This is a genomic window from Streptomyces sp. NPDC048277 (genome assembly GCF_040652235.1).
Classification (GTDB): Bacteria; Actinomycetota; Actinomycetes; order Streptomycetales; family Streptomycetaceae; genus Streptomyces.
Map to the genome: position 1 here is coordinate 80804 of NZ_JBEZLQ010000034.1, position 16675 is coordinate 97478.

Annotated in this window: 15 protein-coding genes and 2 pseudogenes; 10 read left to right on the forward strand and 7 right to left on the reverse strand. The window is 69.3% G+C overall.

Annotation, left to right across the window (positions count from 1 at the left end):
- Positions 1 to 23: 23 nt before the first annotated feature.
- Together AB0D85_RS45685 and AB0D85_RS45690 are read right to left on the reverse strand one after the other, a co-directional pair.
- Positions 24 to 614, reverse strand: a complete 591-nt coding sequence (locus AB0D85_RS45685; protein WP_362335160.1) for an FMN reductase — start codon at positions 612 to 614, stop codon at positions 24 to 26.
- On the reverse strand, positions 611 to 1717 hold the full coding sequence (locus AB0D85_RS45690) for an LLM class flavin-dependent oxidoreductase (RefSeq protein ID WP_362335163.1): 1107 nt from the start codon (positions 1715 to 1717) through the stop codon (positions 611 to 613). Before AB0D85_RS45690 ends, AB0D85_RS45685 begins: the two co-directional genes overlap by 4 nt.
- Positions 1718 to 1927: 210 nt before the next feature.
- Here AB0D85_RS45690 and AB0D85_RS45695 point away from each other — a divergent pair, with 210 nt between their 5' ends.
- Together AB0D85_RS45695 and AB0D85_RS45700 are read left to right on the forward strand one after the other, a co-directional pair.
- Positions 1928 to 2800, forward strand: coding sequence for an alpha/beta fold hydrolase (locus AB0D85_RS45695; protein ID WP_362335166.1), 873 nt, complete (start codon positions 1928 to 1930; stop codon positions 2798 to 2800).
- 128 nt (positions 2801 to 2928) lie between these two features.
- Complete coding sequence (locus tag AB0D85_RS45700) at positions 2929 to 3624, forward strand: type 1 glutamine amidotransferase domain-containing protein (RefSeq protein ID WP_362335169.1); 696 nt, start codon at positions 2929 to 2931, stop codon at positions 3622 to 3624.
- A gap of 15 nt (positions 3625 to 3639) precedes the next feature.
- Here AB0D85_RS45700 and AB0D85_RS45705 read toward each other — a convergent pair whose 3' ends face one another.
- Complete coding sequence (locus AB0D85_RS45705; protein WP_362335172.1) at positions 3640 to 4095, reverse strand: hypothetical protein; 456 nt, start codon at positions 4093 to 4095, stop codon at positions 3640 to 3642.
- Positions 4096 to 4250: 155 nt separating this feature from the next.
- Between AB0D85_RS45705 and AB0D85_RS45710 the strand changes: the two genes are divergently transcribed.
- From AB0D85_RS45710 to AB0D85_RS45725, 4 genes are all read left to right on the forward strand, one after another.
- Entirely contained in the window at positions 4251 to 4583 is a 333-nt protein-coding gene (locus AB0D85_RS45710) for a YnfA family protein (RefSeq protein ID WP_362335175.1), read from the forward strand.
- Between the two features lie 172 nt (positions 4584 to 4755).
- Entirely contained in the window at positions 4756 to 5514 is a 759-nt protein-coding gene (locus AB0D85_RS45715) for an SDR family NAD(P)-dependent oxidoreductase (protein WP_362335178.1), read from the forward strand.
- Positions 5514 to 5681, forward strand: coding sequence for a hypothetical protein (locus tag AB0D85_RS45720; protein ID WP_362335181.1), 168 nt, complete (start codon positions 5514 to 5516; stop codon positions 5679 to 5681). Before AB0D85_RS45715 ends, AB0D85_RS45720 begins: the two co-directional genes overlap by 1 nt.
- A 191-nt stretch (positions 5682 to 5872) precedes the next feature.
- Positions 5873 to 6673, forward strand: coding sequence for an LAGLIDADG family homing endonuclease (locus AB0D85_RS45725; protein WP_362335184.1), 801 nt, complete (start codon positions 5873 to 5875; stop codon positions 6671 to 6673).
- A gap of 43 nt (positions 6674 to 6716) precedes the next feature.
- Here the strand turns inward: AB0D85_RS45725 and AB0D85_RS45730 are convergent, their stop codons facing one another.
- Positions 6717 to 7910 (reverse strand): RtcB family protein, encoded by a 1194-nt coding sequence (locus tag AB0D85_RS45730; protein WP_362335187.1) that lies wholly within the window; start codon positions 7908 to 7910, stop codon positions 6717 to 6719.
- A 217-nt stretch (positions 7911 to 8127) separates the two neighbouring features.
- On the opposite strand from AB0D85_RS45730, the gene AB0D85_RS45735 reads away from it, so the two are divergent.
- The 3 genes from AB0D85_RS45735 (at position 8128) to AB0D85_RS45745 (ending at position 11430) form a co-directional block, all read left to right on the forward strand.
- The gene (locus AB0D85_RS45735; protein ID WP_362335190.1) at positions 8128 to 9000 is read left to right on the forward strand and encodes a DUF3558 domain-containing protein; all 873 of its coding nucleotides are present in this window, start codon (positions 8128 to 8130) and stop codon (positions 8998 to 9000) included.
- 117 nt (positions 9001 to 9117) lie between these two features.
- On the forward strand, positions 9118 to 10026 hold the full coding sequence (locus tag AB0D85_RS45740; protein ID WP_362335193.1) for a DUF3558 family protein: 909 nt from the start codon (positions 9118 to 9120) through the stop codon (positions 10024 to 10026).
- A 99-nt stretch (positions 10027 to 10125) separates the two neighbouring features.
- Positions 10126 to 11430 (forward strand): DUF2637 domain-containing protein, encoded by a 1305-nt coding sequence (locus tag AB0D85_RS45745; protein WP_362335196.1) that lies wholly within the window; start codon positions 10126 to 10128, stop codon positions 11428 to 11430.
- Between the two features lie 60 nt (positions 11431 to 11490).
- Here AB0D85_RS45745 and lysS read toward each other — a convergent pair whose 3' ends face one another.
- A complete protein-coding gene (gene lysS, locus AB0D85_RS45750) occupies positions 11491 to 13233 on the reverse strand; it encodes a lysine--tRNA ligase (RefSeq protein ID WP_362335200.1) in 1743 nt (580 codons plus the stop codon).
- 302 nt (positions 13234 to 13535) lie between these two features.
- Here lysS and argS point away from each other — a divergent pair, with 302 nt between their 5' ends.
- Positions 13536 to 15293, forward strand: a complete 1758-nt coding sequence (gene argS, locus AB0D85_RS45755) for an arginine--tRNA ligase (RefSeq protein ID WP_362335203.1) — start codon at positions 13536 to 13538, stop codon at positions 15291 to 15293.
- Positions 15294 to 15356: 63 nt separating this feature from the next.
- On the opposite strand, the pseudogene AB0D85_RS45760 reads toward argS, so the two are convergent.
- Together AB0D85_RS45760 and AB0D85_RS45765 are read right to left on the reverse strand one after the other, a co-directional pair.
- Positions 15357 to 15578 (reverse strand): annotated as a pseudogene (locus tag AB0D85_RS45760) (hypothetical protein); the annotation flags it as partial.
- Between the two features lie 313 nt (positions 15579 to 15891).
- Positions 15892 to 16593, reverse strand: a pseudogene (locus AB0D85_RS45765) (serine/threonine-protein kinase); the annotation flags it as partial.
- Positions 16594 to 16675 lie beyond the last annotated feature (82 nt).

A 16675-nucleotide genomic window follows, 5' to 3' on the forward strand; every position in this document is an offset into this window, starting at 1 on the left:
GGGCGCGCAGTTCCTCGCGCCCCTTACGGGGCGCTGAGCCTCGCCAGCTGCTCCGCGAACGGGATCACCGCCAAGTCGTCGGGCTTCCGCGGCTTCGTCGCCGCCGGCCCCGACATCAGCCGTGCCAGCTCCCCCGCCGCCCGCTCGATCCGGTCGTCCAGGCCCTCCGCGCCCCAGTCCTCCGACGCCGCGTACACGCCCGTCGGCACGACCACCGCCCGCAGGTACGCGAACATCGGCCGCAGCGCGTGCTCCAGCACCAGCGAGTGCCGGCCCGTACCCCCGGTCGCCGCGACCAGCACCGGCTTGCCCACCAGCGCCTCCTTGTCCAGCACGTCGAAGAACGACTTGAACAGGCCGCTGTACGACGCCGTGAACACCGGCGTGACCGCGATCAGGCCGTCCGCCTCCGTCACCGCCTCCAGGGCCGCCGCCAGCTTCCGCCCCGGGAACCCGTTCGTGAAGTTGTGCGCGATCTCGACCGCGAGGTCGCGCAGCTCCACGACCTCGACCTGCGCCTCGGTCTCCCGGCCCACGGCGGCGGCCAGCCGGTCGGCCAGCAGCCGCGTGGACGACGGCACGCTCAGCCCCGCCGACACGACGACGAGCTTCATGCCTGGACCTCCTTCGTCCCCGTCTTCTCCGCGGCGGCGGCCGCGACCAGCGAGGCGTGGGTCGGCGCCTCGGGAACGTCCGCCGGACGGCCGTTCGCGAACTCCTTGCGCAGCACCGGTACGACCTCCTCGCCGAGCAGGTCGAGCTGCTCCAGGACCGTCTTCAGCGGCAGCCCCGCGTGGTCGAGGAGGAACAGCTGGCGCTGGTAGTCACCGGCGTACTCGCGGAAGGCCAGCGTCTTCTCGATGACCTGCTCGGGCGTGCCGACGGTCAGCGGGGTCTGGTCGGTGAAGTCCTCCAGGGAGGGCCCGTGGCCGTAGACCGGCGCGTTGTCGAAGTACGGCCGGAACTCGCGCACCGCGTCCTGGGAGTTCTTCCGCATGAACACCTGGCCGCCGAGGCCGACGATCGCCTGCTCCGGCGTGCCGTGCCCGTAGTGGGCGTACCGGGACCGGTACAGCTCGACCATCCGCTTGGTGTGGTCGGCCGGCCAGAAGATGTTGTTGTGGAAGAAGCCGTCGCCGTAGTAGGCGGCCTGCTCGGCTATCTCGGGCGAGCGGATGGAGCCGTGCCAGACGAACGGCGGGACCTCGTCCAGCGGCCGCGGCGTGGAGGTGAAGCCCTGCAGCGGGCTGCGGAACTTGCCCTCCCAGTTGACCACGTCCTCGCGCCACAGCCGGTGCAGCAGCGCGTAGTTCTCGATGGCGAGGTTGATGCCCTGCCGGATGTCCTGGCCGAACCAGGGGTACACCGGGCCGGTGTTGCCGCGGCCCATCATCAGATCCACCCGGCCGTCGGCCAGGTGCTGGAGCATCGCGAAGTCCTCGGCGATCTTCACCGGGTCGTTGGTGGTGATGAGGGTCGTGGAGGTGGAGAGGATCAGCTTCTCCGTGCGCGCGGCGACGTAGCCGAGCATGGTGGTCGGCGACGACGGCACGAACGGCGGGTTGTGGTGCTCGCCGGTCGCGAACACGTCAAGGCCGACCTCCTCGGCCTTCAGCGCGATCGCGACCATCGCCTTGATGCGCTCCCGCTCGGACGGCGTCCGCCCCGTCGTGGGGTCCGGCGTGACATCGCCGACCGTGAAGATCCCGAACTGCATGCTCGCTCACCCTCCAAGTTGTTTACGATTCAACTATACCCACAGAACGAGACCCCACCGCCAGCTATTCCCCACACCTTCCGGCACCCGCGGCGCCCGGTCCGGGGCCCTGCGTTCACCCGAACGCCCCGTACGCACGGCCATGCCCGCCGATGTCCTCGACGCTGGAATCCCGGGCGTCGCCGGACGCCCTCGCACCGAAGGACCGGCATGCGCATATCCCGTGAGTCCCGCCGCACCGTGTACGTCGTCCGCTGGGGTGCGGCCCTGCTGGCCCTGTCCGGAGCCACCTCCGTCCTGGCACCCGTCAGCGCACGGGCCGGCGGCCCGAGCGGCGATCCCGGCCGGGCGAAGCCCACCATCGTGCTGGTGCACGGCGCCTTCGCCGACGCGTCGAGCTGGAACGGCGTCGTGGCACTGCTCCAGAAGAACGGCTACACGGTGGCCGCACCGGCCAACCCGCTCCGCGGTGTCCCCCAGGACTCGGCCTACCTCGCGAGCTTCCTGAAGTCCGTCAAGGGACCGATCGTCCTGGCCGGCCACTCCTACGGCGGCGAGGTGATCACCCAGGCCGCCGTGGGAAACGGCAACGTCAAGGCCCTCGTCTACATCAACGCGATCATGCCCGACGCCGGAGAGTCGCAGGCCGGCCTCGCCGCGAAGTTCGCCCCCGCCCCGCTCACCCAGGCACTGAAGCAGGTGCCCTTCCGCAACGCCGACGGCACCACCGGCACGGACCTCTACATACAGCCGGGCCGCCTGCGCCAGGTCTTCGCCGCCGACCTGCCGAAGAGCCAGACGGACATCATGGGAGCCACCCAGCGTCCGGTCGCGATGTCGGCGTTCGCGGACAGGCTCACCGGCGCCGCATGGCGGGACAGACCCGTGTACGCCCTCGTCGGCAGGCAGGACCGGGCCATCAACCCGAGCCTGGAGCGGTTCGAGGCGAAGCGGGCGCACGCCCGGAAGACGGTGGAGATCGACTCCTCGCACGTGTCCCTCCTCTCCCACCCGCAGGCGGTCAAGGACCTGATCACCGACGCCGCCGAGGACTACAGGTGGGGGCCGACACCGAGGACCTGACCAGCGGCGCCCCCACGGGAGCCACGAGTTGCAGCCCCCCGAACGCCCGCCCACACTTGATGGATGTCTTCCGACCGAACCGGTCCCCCATGCCCCGTCCGGGGCAGCCCGTACCGGAGGAGCGTCCCATGGCCAAGATCCTGTGTGTGCTGACCGGCGCGAGCTACTGGACCTTCAAGGACGGACACCGGCATCCCACCGGCTACTGGGCCGAGGAGTTCGTGGCGCCCTACCGCGTGTTCACCGACGCCGGACACGAGGTCACCGTGGCCACCCCGCACGGAGTCGTCCCCGTCGTGGACACCATGAGCCTGGAACCCCGCATGGCGGGCGGCGAGGACAACGCCCTCCAGGAAGAAGCCGTCATCGAGAAGGCCGACGAACTGCGCCACCCCGTCTCCCTCGACGACATACGCCTCGACGACTACGACGCGGTCTACTACCCCGGAGGCCACGGCCCCATGGAGGACCTCTCCGTCGACCCCGTCTCCGGAGCACTGCTGCGGGAGGCACTCGCCTCCGGCCGCCCGCTCGGCATCGTGTGCCACGCCCCGGCCGCCATCCTCGCGACCCGCGACGCCAACGGCGACACACCTTTCGCGAACTACCGGCTGACGGGCTTCTGCAACGAGGAGGAGGCCGGTGTCGGATTCGCCGACAAGGCCAAGTGGCTGCTCGAGGACGAACTGATCAAACTGCCCACCGAGTACTCGAAGGGTCCCGCCTGGGAGCCCTACACGATCGTGGACCGCAACCTCTTCACCGGACAGAACCCCGCGTCCTCCGGCCCCCTCGCCCAAGAACTCGTCCAGGCCCTGCCCTGACCGGCCCGACCGGACTCAGAACGCGTACGAGTCCCCGGTCGCCAGCACCAGCACCCGCTGCCTGTCGTTCGTACGGTCATGGTCCACGGCACCCCCGCCCCACGCCATGTCCACCTCCAGCATCACCTCCGCCGGCCGCTCCCGCAGCCGTACCAGGACCAGCAACTGCTCGCCGGGCACGTCCACGGCCAGCGGCCCGGTACCGCACACCACCTCCCGGTCACCGGTCCGCGCACACCCGGCGGGCAACCGCTGCACGTCCGCCAGCGCCGCCGACCAGCGCAGCCGCACACTGGCCCCGGCCACGGCGTCCGGCCCCTGGTTGCGCGGGGTCACCCGGACCTGCACCACGTCCCCGCGCATCTCGGCAGACCCGTGCACCTCCAGATCGGCCGCCCCGGCCGCAGCCGCCCAACCGGTCCCACCGCCCCCGACCGCCGCGAGCACGGCACTCGCCAGCCCGACCACCACCACAACCCCACAACGCCGCATCCCCATGCCTCCCGACCCATCCGTCCCGTCCGCGCCGCCGTCCGTCTCCGGCATTCGTACGGATGTATGCCACCCGCGCCCCACCCCAGGCGCCCCCCAACAGGTGACACGGCACGGCATGGCAGGCTGCGACCATGCTGATCCTCCGCTCCGCCGCCCTCTTCGTCGTCGCCGCGCTCTTCGAGATCGGCGGCGCCTGGCTGGTCTGGCAGGGCGTACGGGAACACCGCGGCTGGCTCTGGATCGCGGGCGGCATCCTCTCCCTGGGCGCGTACGGCTTCGTCGCCACGTTCCAGCCGGACGCCCACTTCGGCCGCATCCTGGCGGCGTACGGCGGCATCTTCGTGGCGGGCTCGCTCCTGTGGGGCGCCGTCGCCGACGGCTACCGCCCGGACCGCTGGGACATCACGGGCGCGACGATCTGCCTGGCGGGAATGGCACTGATCATGTGGGCACCCAGAAACTGACGGCCGGGTTCTCCACCCAAGGGGCGCGGGGCTGCGTCTGATATGCGGCTCCGCCGCGTGGGCGCGACCGGCCCCCACCGGCCCGCAGCCGCCGACCCACCGAAACCACCCCCCACCTATCCTTGCCACAGACAAGCCCGCACACGTACACCCCGTTGAGGAGCACTCCCCCATGGCCCCCTCCCCCATCGCGGTAGTCACCGGCGCGAGCAGCGGCATCGGCGCCGCCACCGCCCGCAAGCTCGCCGAGGCCGGCTACCGCGTGGTCCTCACCGCACGCCGAGAGGACCGAATCGAGGCACTGGCCAAGGAACTCACCGAGGCGGGCCACCAGGCCACGGCCTACCAGCTGGACGTGACGGACCGCGAGGCCGTGGACGAGTTCGCGACGGCGTTCAAGGCGATCGCCGTCCTCGTCAACAACGCCGGCGGAGCCCTCGGCGCCGACCCCGTGGCCACCGGCGACCCCGCCGACTGGCGCACGATGTACGAGACGAACGTCATCGGCACCCTGAACCTCACCCAGGCCCTGCTCCCCCGGCTGGAGGCGAGCGGCGACGGCACGGTGGTCGTGGTCTCCTCCACGGCCGGTCTCGGCACCTACGAGGGCGGCGCCGGCTATGTCGCCGCCAAGCACGGCGCCCACGTCCTCGCCGAGACCCTCCGTCTGGAGATCGTCGGCAAGCCGGTGCGGGTGATCGAGATCGCCCCCGGCATGGTCAAGACGGACGAGTTCGCGCTGACCCGCTTCGGCGGCGACGAGGAGAAGGCGGCGAAGGTCTACGCGGGGGTGGCCGAGCCCCTGACCGCCGACGACGTGGCCGACACGATCGCCTGGACGGTGACCCGCCCCAGCCACGTCAACATCGACCTCCTGGTCGTCCGCCCCCGCGCCCAGGCCTCCAACACCAAGGTCCACCGGGAACTGTGATGCCGGACGAGGACGCCGCGAAGGCCCTGGAGACGGACCTGGAACAGGCCCGCCTGAAGCAGGAGACCAAGAACGAACGCCAGGTCTGGTACTTCCTGGGCTACTTCCTCTTCGGCATCCACATCATCGCGTTCGTGATGATCTACGCGGTCCGCCACGCGAAGTGACCGGCGCCCGCGCTAACTCACAAGGGTGAACATCCTCGATCACCCGAACGGCACCTGAACACCCGACCTAGGCTCGCGCCACACCATCAAATGCGACGGCCCTCGGCAGGGATGCACCCCCGCCGAGGGCCTGACCAGCATGGAAGTGGAGCTTCCCTGTGGCTGAATGCGAGCCTAACGCCCACCGGTTCATGGACCTCACGGTCCCCGAGTACGCGTACATGTTCGGCTTCTTGCAGGCGGATGGGCACCTGGCAAAGGGCGTCGGCCAGAAGGGCCGTCTGACCGTAGAGATCAGCGCACGGGATATCGATCTCCTACGCGCGTTCCAGAAGCTGACGCCGTACTACAGCAGCATCACCGAACGTACCCGCTCGACCAACTTCACGGAGAGCCACACAGCAGCCGTCTGGAGCCTGTGCTCTCTAGAAGCCAGGACCACGCTCAACGAACTCGGCCTGCCCTACGGCCGCAAGTCAAAGACGATCGCTCCCCCGAACGGCGAGTTCTCCCGCCGTGACTATCTACGGGGCCTGATCGACGCAGACGGATCGGTCGGTTTCACCAGCAAGGGATTTCCGTTCATCTCCCTGACCACGGCCAGCACTCCTGTTGCGTCCCACATGCGCGACTACGCCAGGGAAGTAACCGGAGCTGAGCGCAGCCTCAAGCGCAACGCCCGCGACGACATCTACAACGTTCTCTACACGATGGAGGGGGCTCAGAGTCTGGTCGCCGACCTCTACTACCCCGGTTGTCTGTCGTTGGAGCGAAAGAGCACTGCTGCCGAAGCGCTCGCCGACTGGGCACGTCCCGCAGGGATGCGTGCCGCGCACACGCAGCGCCGCTGGACTGAAGACGAGGACCGGATCCTGCTGAAGCTCAACAGCCCCATGGCCGCCGCTGAGGTGCTCGGCAGGAGCACCCAGAGCTGCAATCTCCGCCTCTGGCGCCTACGCAACGGCAAAGTTCCGAAGCCCGACACTCAGTGATCAGACAAGAGAGGCCCCCGGTACCAACCGGGGGCCTCGCCCTTCAGCCCTTCACGCAGATGAACTGCTTCAGCTTCGCCACGACCTCCACGAGGTCCCGCTGCTGGTCCATCACCTGGTCGATCGGCTTGTAAGCACCCGGGATCTCATCCACCACGCCGGAGTCCTTACGGCACTCCACGCCCCGCGTCTGCTCCTCCAGGTCCTTCGTCGAGAAGCGCCGCTTGGCCGCGTTGCGACTCATTCGCCGACCCGCGCCGTGCGAAGCCGAGTTGAAAGCCTTCTCGTTACCGAGGCCCTTGACGATGTACGTAGCCGTGCCCATCGAACCCGGGATGATGCCGAGGTCGCCGGCTCCTGCCCGGATCGCGCCCTTACGGGTCACCAGCAGGTCCATCCCCTCGTACCGCTCCTCGGCTACGTAATTATGGTGACAGCTGACCTCCATCTCGAAGGTCGGCTTCGCCTTCTTGAACTCCTTGCGGATCACGTCCTTGAGAAGCGCCATCATGATCGAGCGGTTGTACTTCGCGTACTCCTGCGCCCAGTAGAGGTCATTCCGGTATGCGGCCATGTGCGGAGTGTCCGCGACGAACACAGCGAGATCACGGTCGACCAGGCCCTGGTTATGGGGGAGCTTCTGGGCCACGCCGATGTGGTACTCGGCCAGTTCCTTGCCGATATTCCGGGAACCGGAGTGCAGCGTGAGCCACACCGAGCCCTCAGTATCGAACGACAGTTCAAGATGATGGTTGCCCGCGCCAAGCGTCCCCATCTGCTGATGCGCCCGCCCCTCCCGGAACTTCACCGCCTCCGCAACCCCCTCGAACCGCCCCCAGAACTCCCCCCACCCGGCAGTGGCCAGCCCGTGGAAGTCCCCCGGCTCCACCGGCTCCGCGTGCATCCCCCGCCCCACCGGAATCGCCTGCTCGATCTTCGAGCGCAGCCGGGACAGATCGCCCGGCAGGTCATTCGCCGTGAGCGACGTCTTCACCGCCGACATTCCGCAGCCGATGTCGACGCCGACCGCCGCCGGGCACACCGCGCCCTGCATCGCGATGACCGACCCGACCGTCGCGCCCTTGCCGTAGTGGACGTCCGGCATCACCGCGAGGCCCTTGATCCACGGCAGGGTCGCGACATTGCGCAGCTGCTGGAGGGCCACGTCCTCGACGGTCGCCGGGTCGGTCCACATCCGGATCGGTACCTTCGCCCCCGGCATCTCCACGTACGACATGTCTTCCTCATTCCCCCGTGAAACGTGACAAAAAGATGTAATGCGACAGAACGCAAATGCGGCGGCAAGGTCACCTGAATCAGACACGGGACCGGCGTTCACCACGGTGCGTGCGATACACATTGTCTCCAGGGGGCGCCCCGCCGCGGCAAGCGATTAACCAGCGGGGACACTGGAGCAGGACCGAGCGACCCAGTGAACGGAAAGGAGCCTGACCGTGCAGCGGAAGGCGTACGTAACCGGCACCGCCGCTCTTCTCGCGGCTCTGCTGGCCGGCTGCACGAGCGGTTCCAGCGGCGGGACCGACACCGGCGACAAGAACGCCGACACCAGCACCTCCACCGTCGCCGCCCAGCCCGGCAAGTACCGCACCCTCCCCGAGGCCTGCGGCGCGGTCGGTCACGACACCCTCGACTCCCTGCTCCCCGGCATCGCCCAGATCACCGACGAGGACCAGCGGACGAAGGCCTACGCGGGCGACGCCACGCTCACCTACGACACCGACCGCAAGGTCGGCTGCCGCTGGAAGGTCGAGTCCAACGACGCCACGGACCGGCTGCACATCGACTTCGAGCGCGTGGTGTCGTACGACAACTCGGTCAGCGACGACAGCGAGGCGCAGACGATCTACACGCAGATGGAGGTGGCGGCCGACATCCCCGAGTCCGCGTCGCCGAGCACGACGGAGTCGGAGTCGCCGTCCGGTTCGTCGTCGGGTTCACCGTCCGGGTCCACGTCCGGTTCGGCGTCCCCGTCCGCGTCGTCCTCCGCGTCCTCCGGGACCTCGGCCGACCCCTCCGCCTCCGGCTCCGCCTCCTCTTCCTCCTCTCCGTCCTCCACTCCTGCCAACCTGCAGCCCCGTGTCCTCACCGACCTCGGCGACGAGGCGTATCTCGACGACCAGCTGAGCGGCTCCGGTTCGACCTCCGAACAGCGGACGGTGACTGTGGTGTTCCGCACGTCCAACGTCGTGGTGACCATCGAGTACGAGGAGCAGCCGATGGCGACCGGGACCGTCCCCGACAGCAAGGAAATGCAGGACAGGGCCCAGAATCTGGCGGCCCAACTGGCCGAGGCGCTCAACGGCTGAGGGCCGGGACACGCTCTCTCCACCCCGCCCGCAAAGCGCCCGAACCGGAACCGCACAGCTCCCTCACCGCGTACCGTGGCCCCTCGGACCCGATCCGACCGCAGGAACCCCGAACGTATGAGTGAAGGAACCATGCAGCGAGTAGCAGTCCAGCGAGACGACCAGCGCGCCCGGAACGAACGGAACGCACAGCGACGGGCGGGGCGCCTCCGCCGCGGCCTCGTCTGCGCGGCCGCCGTCCCCGTCGTGGCGCTGTTCGCCGCGGCCTGCTCCTCGGACTCCGGCAGCGACGCGAAGGGGACGGAGACGGGCGCCGGTTCGAGCGCGGCCACCTCGTCCACCGGCTCCACGGCCCCTTCGCCGACCGTCCAGGCGGCCAAGTACCAGAATCTGCCGGAGCCGTGCGCGGTGCTGTCGAAGCAGACCCTCACCGACCTCGTGCCGCAGGGCGCCAAGTCGGGCAAGGAGGGCAAGTCGGGCGATGTGGCCACGCGGGGCAGTTGCTCCTGGAGCAGCCTGGACAACAACGGTGTGAAGGGCTCCCAGTTCCGCTGGCTCAACATCTCCTTCCTCCGTTTCGACTCGGACGGCAACCGCGGTTCCGGCGACCAGCAGGCCGCGGCGTACTACACGAGCCAGGTACAGGACGCCCAGTCCGTGACCGGTGCGAAGAACACGAAGTCGGAGCCGGTGACCGGGGCCGGCGACCAGGCCACCGCCGTGCGCTACGACCTGAAGAAGAAGGAGGGTGCCTTCAAGCAGCAGACGGTCGTGGCTCGGGTCGCGAACGTGGTCGTCACCCTCGACTACAACGGCGCGGGTCTGGCCGGCGAGAAGACGCCGGACGCGGACACGCTCACGAAGGCGGCGGTGAAGGCCGTCAAGGAGGCGGTGGCGGCGGTCACGACGGGCAGCAACGGGTCGGCGGCGTCCGGGAGTTCACCTGCGGCGACGCCGTCGAAGTCGGCGTCCGCGTCGCCCTCCGCCTCCGCGTCGCCCTCCAAGTCGTCAGCCAAGAAGGGCTGACCGGCAACACGGGCGCCGCACTGATGTGCCACCCTGTTGCGCGCAACAACACGCAAGGGGAGGGGAGTACGGGTGGCCGCGCCAATGCAGCTGACTCGGATGCACCGCGTTCTCATCGGTGTGGTCGTGACCGGCGCGATGATCATCGCCGGTATCGGCTTCGCCGGTTCGTACGCGGCCGTCCGTGAGCTGGCCATCAAGAAGGGCTTCGGGAACTTCTCCTATGTCTTCCCGATCGGCATCGACGCGGGTATCTGCGTCCTGCTCGCCCTGGACCTGTTGCTGACCTGGATCCGTATCCCCTTCCCGCTGCTGAGGCAGACGGCCTGGCTGCTGACCATCGCCACGATCGCCTTCAACGGCGCGGCGGCCTGGCCGGACCCGCTGGGCGTGGGCATGCACGCGGTGATCCCGATCCTGTTCGTGGTCGCGGTCGAGGCGGCCCGGCATGCGATCGGCCGGATCGCGGACATCACGGCGGACAAGCACATGGAGGGTGTCCGCCTCACCCGCTGGCTGCTCTCGCCGGTCCCCACGTTCCTGCTCTGGCGCCGGATGAAGCTGTGGGAGCTCCGTTCCTACGACCAGGTGATCAAGCTGGAGCAGGAACGTCTCGTCTATCAGGCGAGGCTGCGCTCCCGCTTCGGCCGGGCGTGGCGGCGGAAGGCCCCGGTGGAGTCCCTGATGCCCCTGCGCCTGGCGCGCTACGGCGTCCCGCTCGCGGACACCGCCCCGGAGGGCCTGGCGGCGGCGGGCATAGAGATCCCGGTGCTCCTGCCGGCCCCCGCGCCCGCGGCCCCCGCTCCCGCCCCGGCCGTGCCTCAGGGCGAGCAGCGTCCCGAGCTGATCCCCGCTCCCCGTAGCGAGCAGCCCGCCTACGCACCCGCGCCCGCACCAGCACCCGATCCGGAGGTGAATCCCTGGCTGCATGCCAGGAACCCCCAGCAGATCGAGTACCACGGTGACTACGACCCCTCCTACGAGCCGCCCTACGACCCCCAGTACGCCGAGGAGCAGTACGCGGCCTGGTACGAGCAGGAGCAGCAGCGCTATCTGCAGGAGCAGTACCAGCAGGAGCAGTTCCGGCAGGAGCAGCTGCCCCAGGAACCGCAGCCCGTCGCCGAGGAGTCCGTCTCGGAGACGACCGGCAGCTTTCCCATCCCCTCCGGCCCGGGCCGCACCCGTGAGCTCGGCGAGGGCGGCGGCCCGCCGGAGCCGACCGAGGACGACTTCTACCTGGTCTTCAAGAAGTCGATAGACGGCGGTTACCCCAGCTCCAGCCAGTTCCGGGGTGACGTGGAGGCGACCTTCGGCGTCACGCTCCCGCAGCGCGACGCGGACCGCATGGTCAACCGCTTCACCAACCGCCACACGGCGGAACTGCAGGAAGACCACATCGCGTAGGACGCAGGACATGAAGAAGGGGCCCTCCTAGGCGCGGAGGGCCCCTTCTTCATGTCGGTCTCAGGCCCCGAGCAGGGCCCGTACCCGCTCCTGACCGACCGCGAGCAGCAGGGTGGGCAGCCGGGGCCCGGTGTCGCGGCTGACGAGCAGGTGGTACAGCAGCGCGAAGAACGTGCGCTGGGCCGTCTTGATCTCGGCCGGCAGTTCCTTCGCCGTGGCGTCCGCGGAGAACCCGGCCTGCACCTTGGGCACGCCGTACACGAGGTGGGTCAGTCCGTCGAGCGACCAGTGCTCGGCGAGCCCGTCGAGCAGCAGTCGTACGGACTGCTGGGACGCCTCGTCCAGGGACTTCAGCAGTTCGGCGTCCGGCTCCTCGCGGACGATGGTCCGCTGGTCGGCCGGTACCTGCGTGTTGATCCAGGCCTCGGCCTTGTCGTAGCGCGGCCGTGCCTCGTCCACGGACCCGAGCGGGTTCGCGGGGTCGAGCTCGCTGAGGATCCGCAGCGCCTGGTCCTCGTGTCCGGCGGTGATGTCGGCGACGGAGGCGAGCGTCCGGTACGGCAGCGGTCGCGCCGTACGCGGCAGCTCGCCGCCGGCCGTACGGACCGCGCGGGAGTGCGCGGCGATGTCACCGGGCAGCGCGGATCCCTCCGCCACCTTCGCGTCGAGCTTGTCCCACTCGTCGTAGAGGCGCTGGATCTCCTGGTCGAAGGCGATCTTGAAGGACTGGTTGGGCCGGCGGCGGGCGTAGAGCCAGCGCAGGATCTGCGGCTCCATGATCTTCAGGGCGTCGGCCGGGGTGGGTACCCCGCCCCGCGACGAGGACATCTTGGCCATGCCGCTGATGCCGACGAAGGCGTACATGGGCCCGATGGGCTGCTTGCCTCCGAAGATCCCGACGATCTGGCCGCCCACCTGGAAGCTGGACCCGGGCGAGGAGTGGTCGACACCGCTCGGTTCGAAGACGACGCCTTCGAACGCCCATCGCATCGGCCAGTCGACCTTCCAGACGAGCTTGCCGCGGTTGAACTCGCTCAGCCGGACGGTCTCGGCGAAGCCGCACTCGGTGCAGGTGTACGTCAGCGCGGTGGTGTCGTCGTCGTACGCGGTGACGGTGGTCAGGTCCTTGCCGCAGCCGCCGCAGTACGGCTTGTACGGGAAGTACCCGGCGGAGCCGGAGGAGCCGTCGTCCTCGGCGGCCGCGCCCGAGCCCTCCTCGGCCTCCAGCTCGGCCTCGTCGACGGCCTTCTGCTGGGGCTTCTTGCCGGTCTTCGGCTTGGTCCGGTACTGGGCGAGGATCGCGTCGATGTCACCGCGGTGCTTCATGGCGTACAGGACCTGCTCGCGGTACACGCCGGAGGTGTACTGCGCGGTCTGGCTGATCCCGTCGAACTCCACGCCGAGCTCGGCCAGCGACTCGACCATCGCGGCCTTGAAGTGCTCGGCCCAGTTCGGGTGCGCGGAGCCCTTCGGGGCGGGCACGGAGGTGAGCGGCTTGCCGATGTGCTCGGCCCAGCTCTCGTCGACGCCGGCGACGCCCGCCGGGACCTTGCGGTACCGGTCGTAGTCGTCCCAGGAGATCAGATGCCGGACCTGGTGGCCGCGCCGCCGGACCTCGTCGGCGACCAGGTGCGGGGTCATGACCTCGCGGAGGTTGCCGAGGTGGATGGGGCCCGAGGGTGAGAGACCGGACGCGACGACGACAGGTTTGCCCGGGGCCCGACGCTCCGACTCCTCGATGACGTCGTCCGCGAAACGGGAGACCCAGTCGGAGGTCTCGGTGCTCTCAGCCACGATCGGCACGTCCTTCTTTCTGACATGGGACAGCCGGTACGGTCGCACGGCTGACCGCTCCATTGTCCCAGGAGCCGGGTCAACGACGAAAACGCCTTTACAAAGAGCGCCCCAAGGCGGCGCAGCCGCCGCTTGGGGGCGCGGGGCTGTGTCGATATGCGGCTCCGCCGCGTGGGCGCGACCAGCCACAACGCACCCGCACCCGGCGCAGCACAAAAGCCCCCGAGCTCGTAGCCGCAAAAACCCCTTTACCCCCCATGAAATAATGGTCCCGTCTACCCGAACCCACGAGGAGAAACGGCTCCCACCTCATGCCCTCGGTCACGTCGCTCACCGATCTCGTCAACCAGCAGCTCACCGACGCCCTCACCGCCGCCCTGCCGGAGGCCGACGTCGATCCACTGCTGCGACGCAGCGACCGGGCCGACTACCAGGCGAACGGCATCCTGGCCCTCGCCAAGAAGGCCAAGGCGAACCCGCGGGACCTGGCGACGCAGGTCGTCTCCCACATCGTCACCGGCGCGGCCCTGATCCAGGACGTCGAGGTCTCCGGCCCCGGCTTCCTCAACATCACCCTCGCGGACAGGGCGATCACCGAGAACCTGGCCGCCCGGTACGCGGACGGCGACCGGCTCGGCGTGGCGCCCAAGGCCGAGCCCGGCATCACGGTGGTCGACTACGCGCAGCCGAACGTGGCGAAGGAGATGCACGTCGGCCACCTGCGCTCCGCGGTGATCGGCGACGCCCTGCGCGGCATGCTCGACTTCACCGGCGAGCGGACGATCGGCCGGCACCACATCGGCGACTGGGGCACCCAGTTCGGCATGCTCATCCAGTACCTGATCGAGAACCCGGGCGAGCTGTCCGCGGAGACCGACACGGACGGCGAGCAGGCCATGTCGAACCTGAACCGGGTCTACAAGGCGTCCCGGGCGGTCTTCGACGCGGACGAGGAGTTCAAGGAGCGGGCCAGGAAGCGGGTGGTCGCCCTCCAGTCCGGCGACAAGGAGACCCTGGACCTGTGGCAGCGGTTCGTGGACGAGTCGAAGGTCTACTTCTACTCGGTCTTCGAGAAGCTGGACATGGAGATCCGGGACGACGAGATCGTCGGCGAGTCGGCGTACAACGACGGCATGCCCGAGACCGCCCGGCTCCTGGAGGAGATGGGCGTCGCGGTCCGTTCCGAGGGCGCGCTCGTCGTGTTCTTCGACGACATCCGGGGCAAGGACGACCAGCCGGTCCCGCTGATCGTGCAGAAGGCGGACGGCGGCTTCGGCTACGCGGCCTCCGACCTGACGGCGATCCGCAACCGGGTCCAGGACCTGCACGCCACCTCGCTGCTCTACGTCGTGGACGTCCGCCAGTCCCTGCACTTCAAGATGGTCTTCGAGACGGCGCGGCGGGCCGGCTGGCTCACCGACGACGTCACCGCGCACAACATGGGCTACGGCACGGTGCTGGGCGCGGACGGCAAGCCGTTCAAGACGCGTGCGGGTGAGACCGTGCGGCTGGAGGACCTGCTGGACGAGGCGGTGCAGCGGGCCGCCGAGGTCGTCCGGGAGAAGGCGCAGGACCTCACCGAGGACGAGATCCAGGAGCGGGCCGCCCAGGTGGGCATCGGTGCCGTGAAGTACGCGGACCTGTCGACGTCGCCCAACCGGGACTACAAGTTCGACCTGGACCAGATGGTCTCGCTGAACGGCGACACGTCCGTCTACCTCCAGTACGCGTACGCCCGTATCCAGTCCATCCTCCGCAAGGCGGGCGGGGTCCGGCCGGCCGCGCACCCGGAGCTGGAGCTGCACACGGCGGAGCGGGCGCTCGGCCTGCACGTGGACGCGTTCGGCGACACGGTCTTCGAGGCGGCGGCGGAGTACGCCCCGCACAAGCTGGCCGCGTACCTGTACCAGCTGGCCTCCCTCTACACCTCCTTCTACGACAAGTGCCCCGTCCTCAAGGCCGACACCCCGGCCCAGGTGGAGAACCGGCTGTTCCTGTGCGACATGACGGCCCGCACCCTCCACCAGGGCATGTCCCTGCTGGGCATCCGGACGCCCGAGCGTCTCTGACCGGTTCGTGATCAGAGCCGGGAGAACTCCCCGGATTCAGACTCCGGTGGCTCTCCCGGCTCCCTACGGAATGTGGTCTTCCTGCAGTTCCGCCGTGTGGCGGTTGGTGAAGCGGTTGACCATGCGGTCCGCGTCGCGCTGCGGGAGCGTGATGCCGAAGGTCGCCTCCACCTCTCCCCTGAACTGGACGGAGCTGGGGTAACCGCCGTATATCGACTTCTTGAAGACCAGGTAGAAGTCCTCCTCCGTCGGCTCCGGCGGTCCGCCGCCCTCGCCGAGTTCGCGCGCACTCATGGCCCTGAGTCGCCGGTCGGCCTTCTCGTGGAGCTCCTCGGCGAATGTGGCCGCCTCCTCCATCAGCAGAAGGGCCTGCGCGCGCCTCCTCGGCCTCGGCGTGCAGCTCCTGCACCCGCCGCAGAATGAGCCCGGAGACCGAACGGCCGTGGCTCAGCTGCGCGGCGTCGAGGATGCTGCTGGGCCACGTCATCGCGTGGTCGGCAAGCAGGATGCTCAGGGTCTCACAGACGGCTGCCGCGTCCGCCGGGCGGTCTTCCGGGCGCTTGGCGAGAAGGCTCAGGACGAGGTCGTTCAGGGCGGCCGGAAGGCCCGGGACCCGGGCGACCGGCGGTACGGGGATGTCCTGGATCTGCTGACGGAGCACCGCCCAATGACTGTTCCCGGTGAACGGCGGCCGTCCTGTCGCCGCGTGGTACAGCAGGCAGCCCAGTGAGTACAGGTCGCTACGGTGGTCGATCGCCTTGTCTCCGTCGGCCTGTTCCGGGGACATGTACGACGGCGAGCCGACGGGCATGCCCGTAACGGTGAGTTCGTGGGCCCCGACGGTCTCGCCGAGGAACTTCGCGACGCCGAAGTCGACGACTTTGACCGTCCCCTCCGGTGTCAGCAGCACGTTGGCCGGCTTGATGTCCCGGTGCACCACACCCTGGCCGTGGGCTGCGTGCAGAGCCTCCGCGATCTGCGCGGCCCAGCCCACGGCCACCGGCCAGTACGCGACGCGCGGCCAACTGCCCGGCCTCAGCCACACATTGAGCCGCTTCTGGAGGGACTCGCCCGGCACCAGCTCCATGACGAGAAACAGGGTCGGCCGCCCGTCGACCGACGCCTCGCCCCAGTCGTGCACGGTGACGATGTTCCGGTGGGCCAGCCGCCCGGCCATCTGCACCTCACGCTGGAACCGGGCCTGTGTCTCCGCCTCGTCCATCCCGTACTGCGGATGGACGACCTTGACGGCGACGTCCCGCCGCATCCGCTCGTCCTCGGCCGCCCACACCCGGCCCATCCCGCCGGACCCCAGCAGACCGGTGATCCGGAACCGCCCGGCCAACACCTCGTTCAGCACCGGTTCCCTCTCCCGACGGCGA

Coding starts and splice junctions, on each gene's coding strand:
- AB0D85_RS45685 (WP_362335160.1), bottom strand. CDS start 614: ATGAAGCTCGTCGTCGTGTCGGCGGGGCTGAGCGTGCCGTCGTCCACG.
- AB0D85_RS45690 (WP_362335163.1), bottom strand. CDS start 1,717: ATGCAGTTCGGGATCTTCACGGTCGGCGATGTCACGCCGGACCCCACG.
- AB0D85_RS45695 (WP_362335166.1), top strand. CDS start 1,928: ATGCGCATATCCCGTGAGTCCCGCCGCACCGTGTACGTCGTCCGCTGG.
- AB0D85_RS45700 (WP_362335169.1), top strand. CDS start 2,929: ATGGCCAAGATCCTGTGTGTGCTGACCGGCGCGAGCTACTGGACCTTC.
- AB0D85_RS45710 (WP_362335175.1), top strand. CDS start 4,251: ATGCTGATCCTCCGCTCCGCCGCCCTCTTCGTCGTCGCCGCGCTCTTC.
- AB0D85_RS45715 (WP_362335178.1), top strand. CDS start 4,756: ATGGCCCCCTCCCCCATCGCGGTAGTCACCGGCGCGAGCAGCGGCATC.
- AB0D85_RS45720 (WP_362335181.1), top strand. CDS start 5,514: ATGCCGGACGAGGACGCCGCGAAGGCCCTGGAGACGGACCTGGAACAG.
- AB0D85_RS45725 (WP_362335184.1), top strand. CDS start 5,873: ATGGACCTCACGGTCCCCGAGTACGCGTACATGTTCGGCTTCTTGCAG.
- AB0D85_RS45730 (WP_362335187.1), bottom strand. CDS start 7,910: ATGTCGTACGTGGAGATGCCGGGGGCGAAGGTACCGATCCGGATGTGG.
- AB0D85_RS45740 (WP_362335193.1), top strand. CDS start 9,118: ATGAGTGAAGGAACCATGCAGCGAGTAGCAGTCCAGCGAGACGACCAG.
- AB0D85_RS45745 (WP_362335196.1), top strand. CDS start 10,126: ATGCACCGCGTTCTCATCGGTGTGGTCGTGACCGGCGCGATGATCATC.
- argS (WP_362335203.1), top strand. CDS start 13,536: ATGCCCTCGGTCACGTCGCTCACCGATCTCGTCAACCAGCAGCTCACC.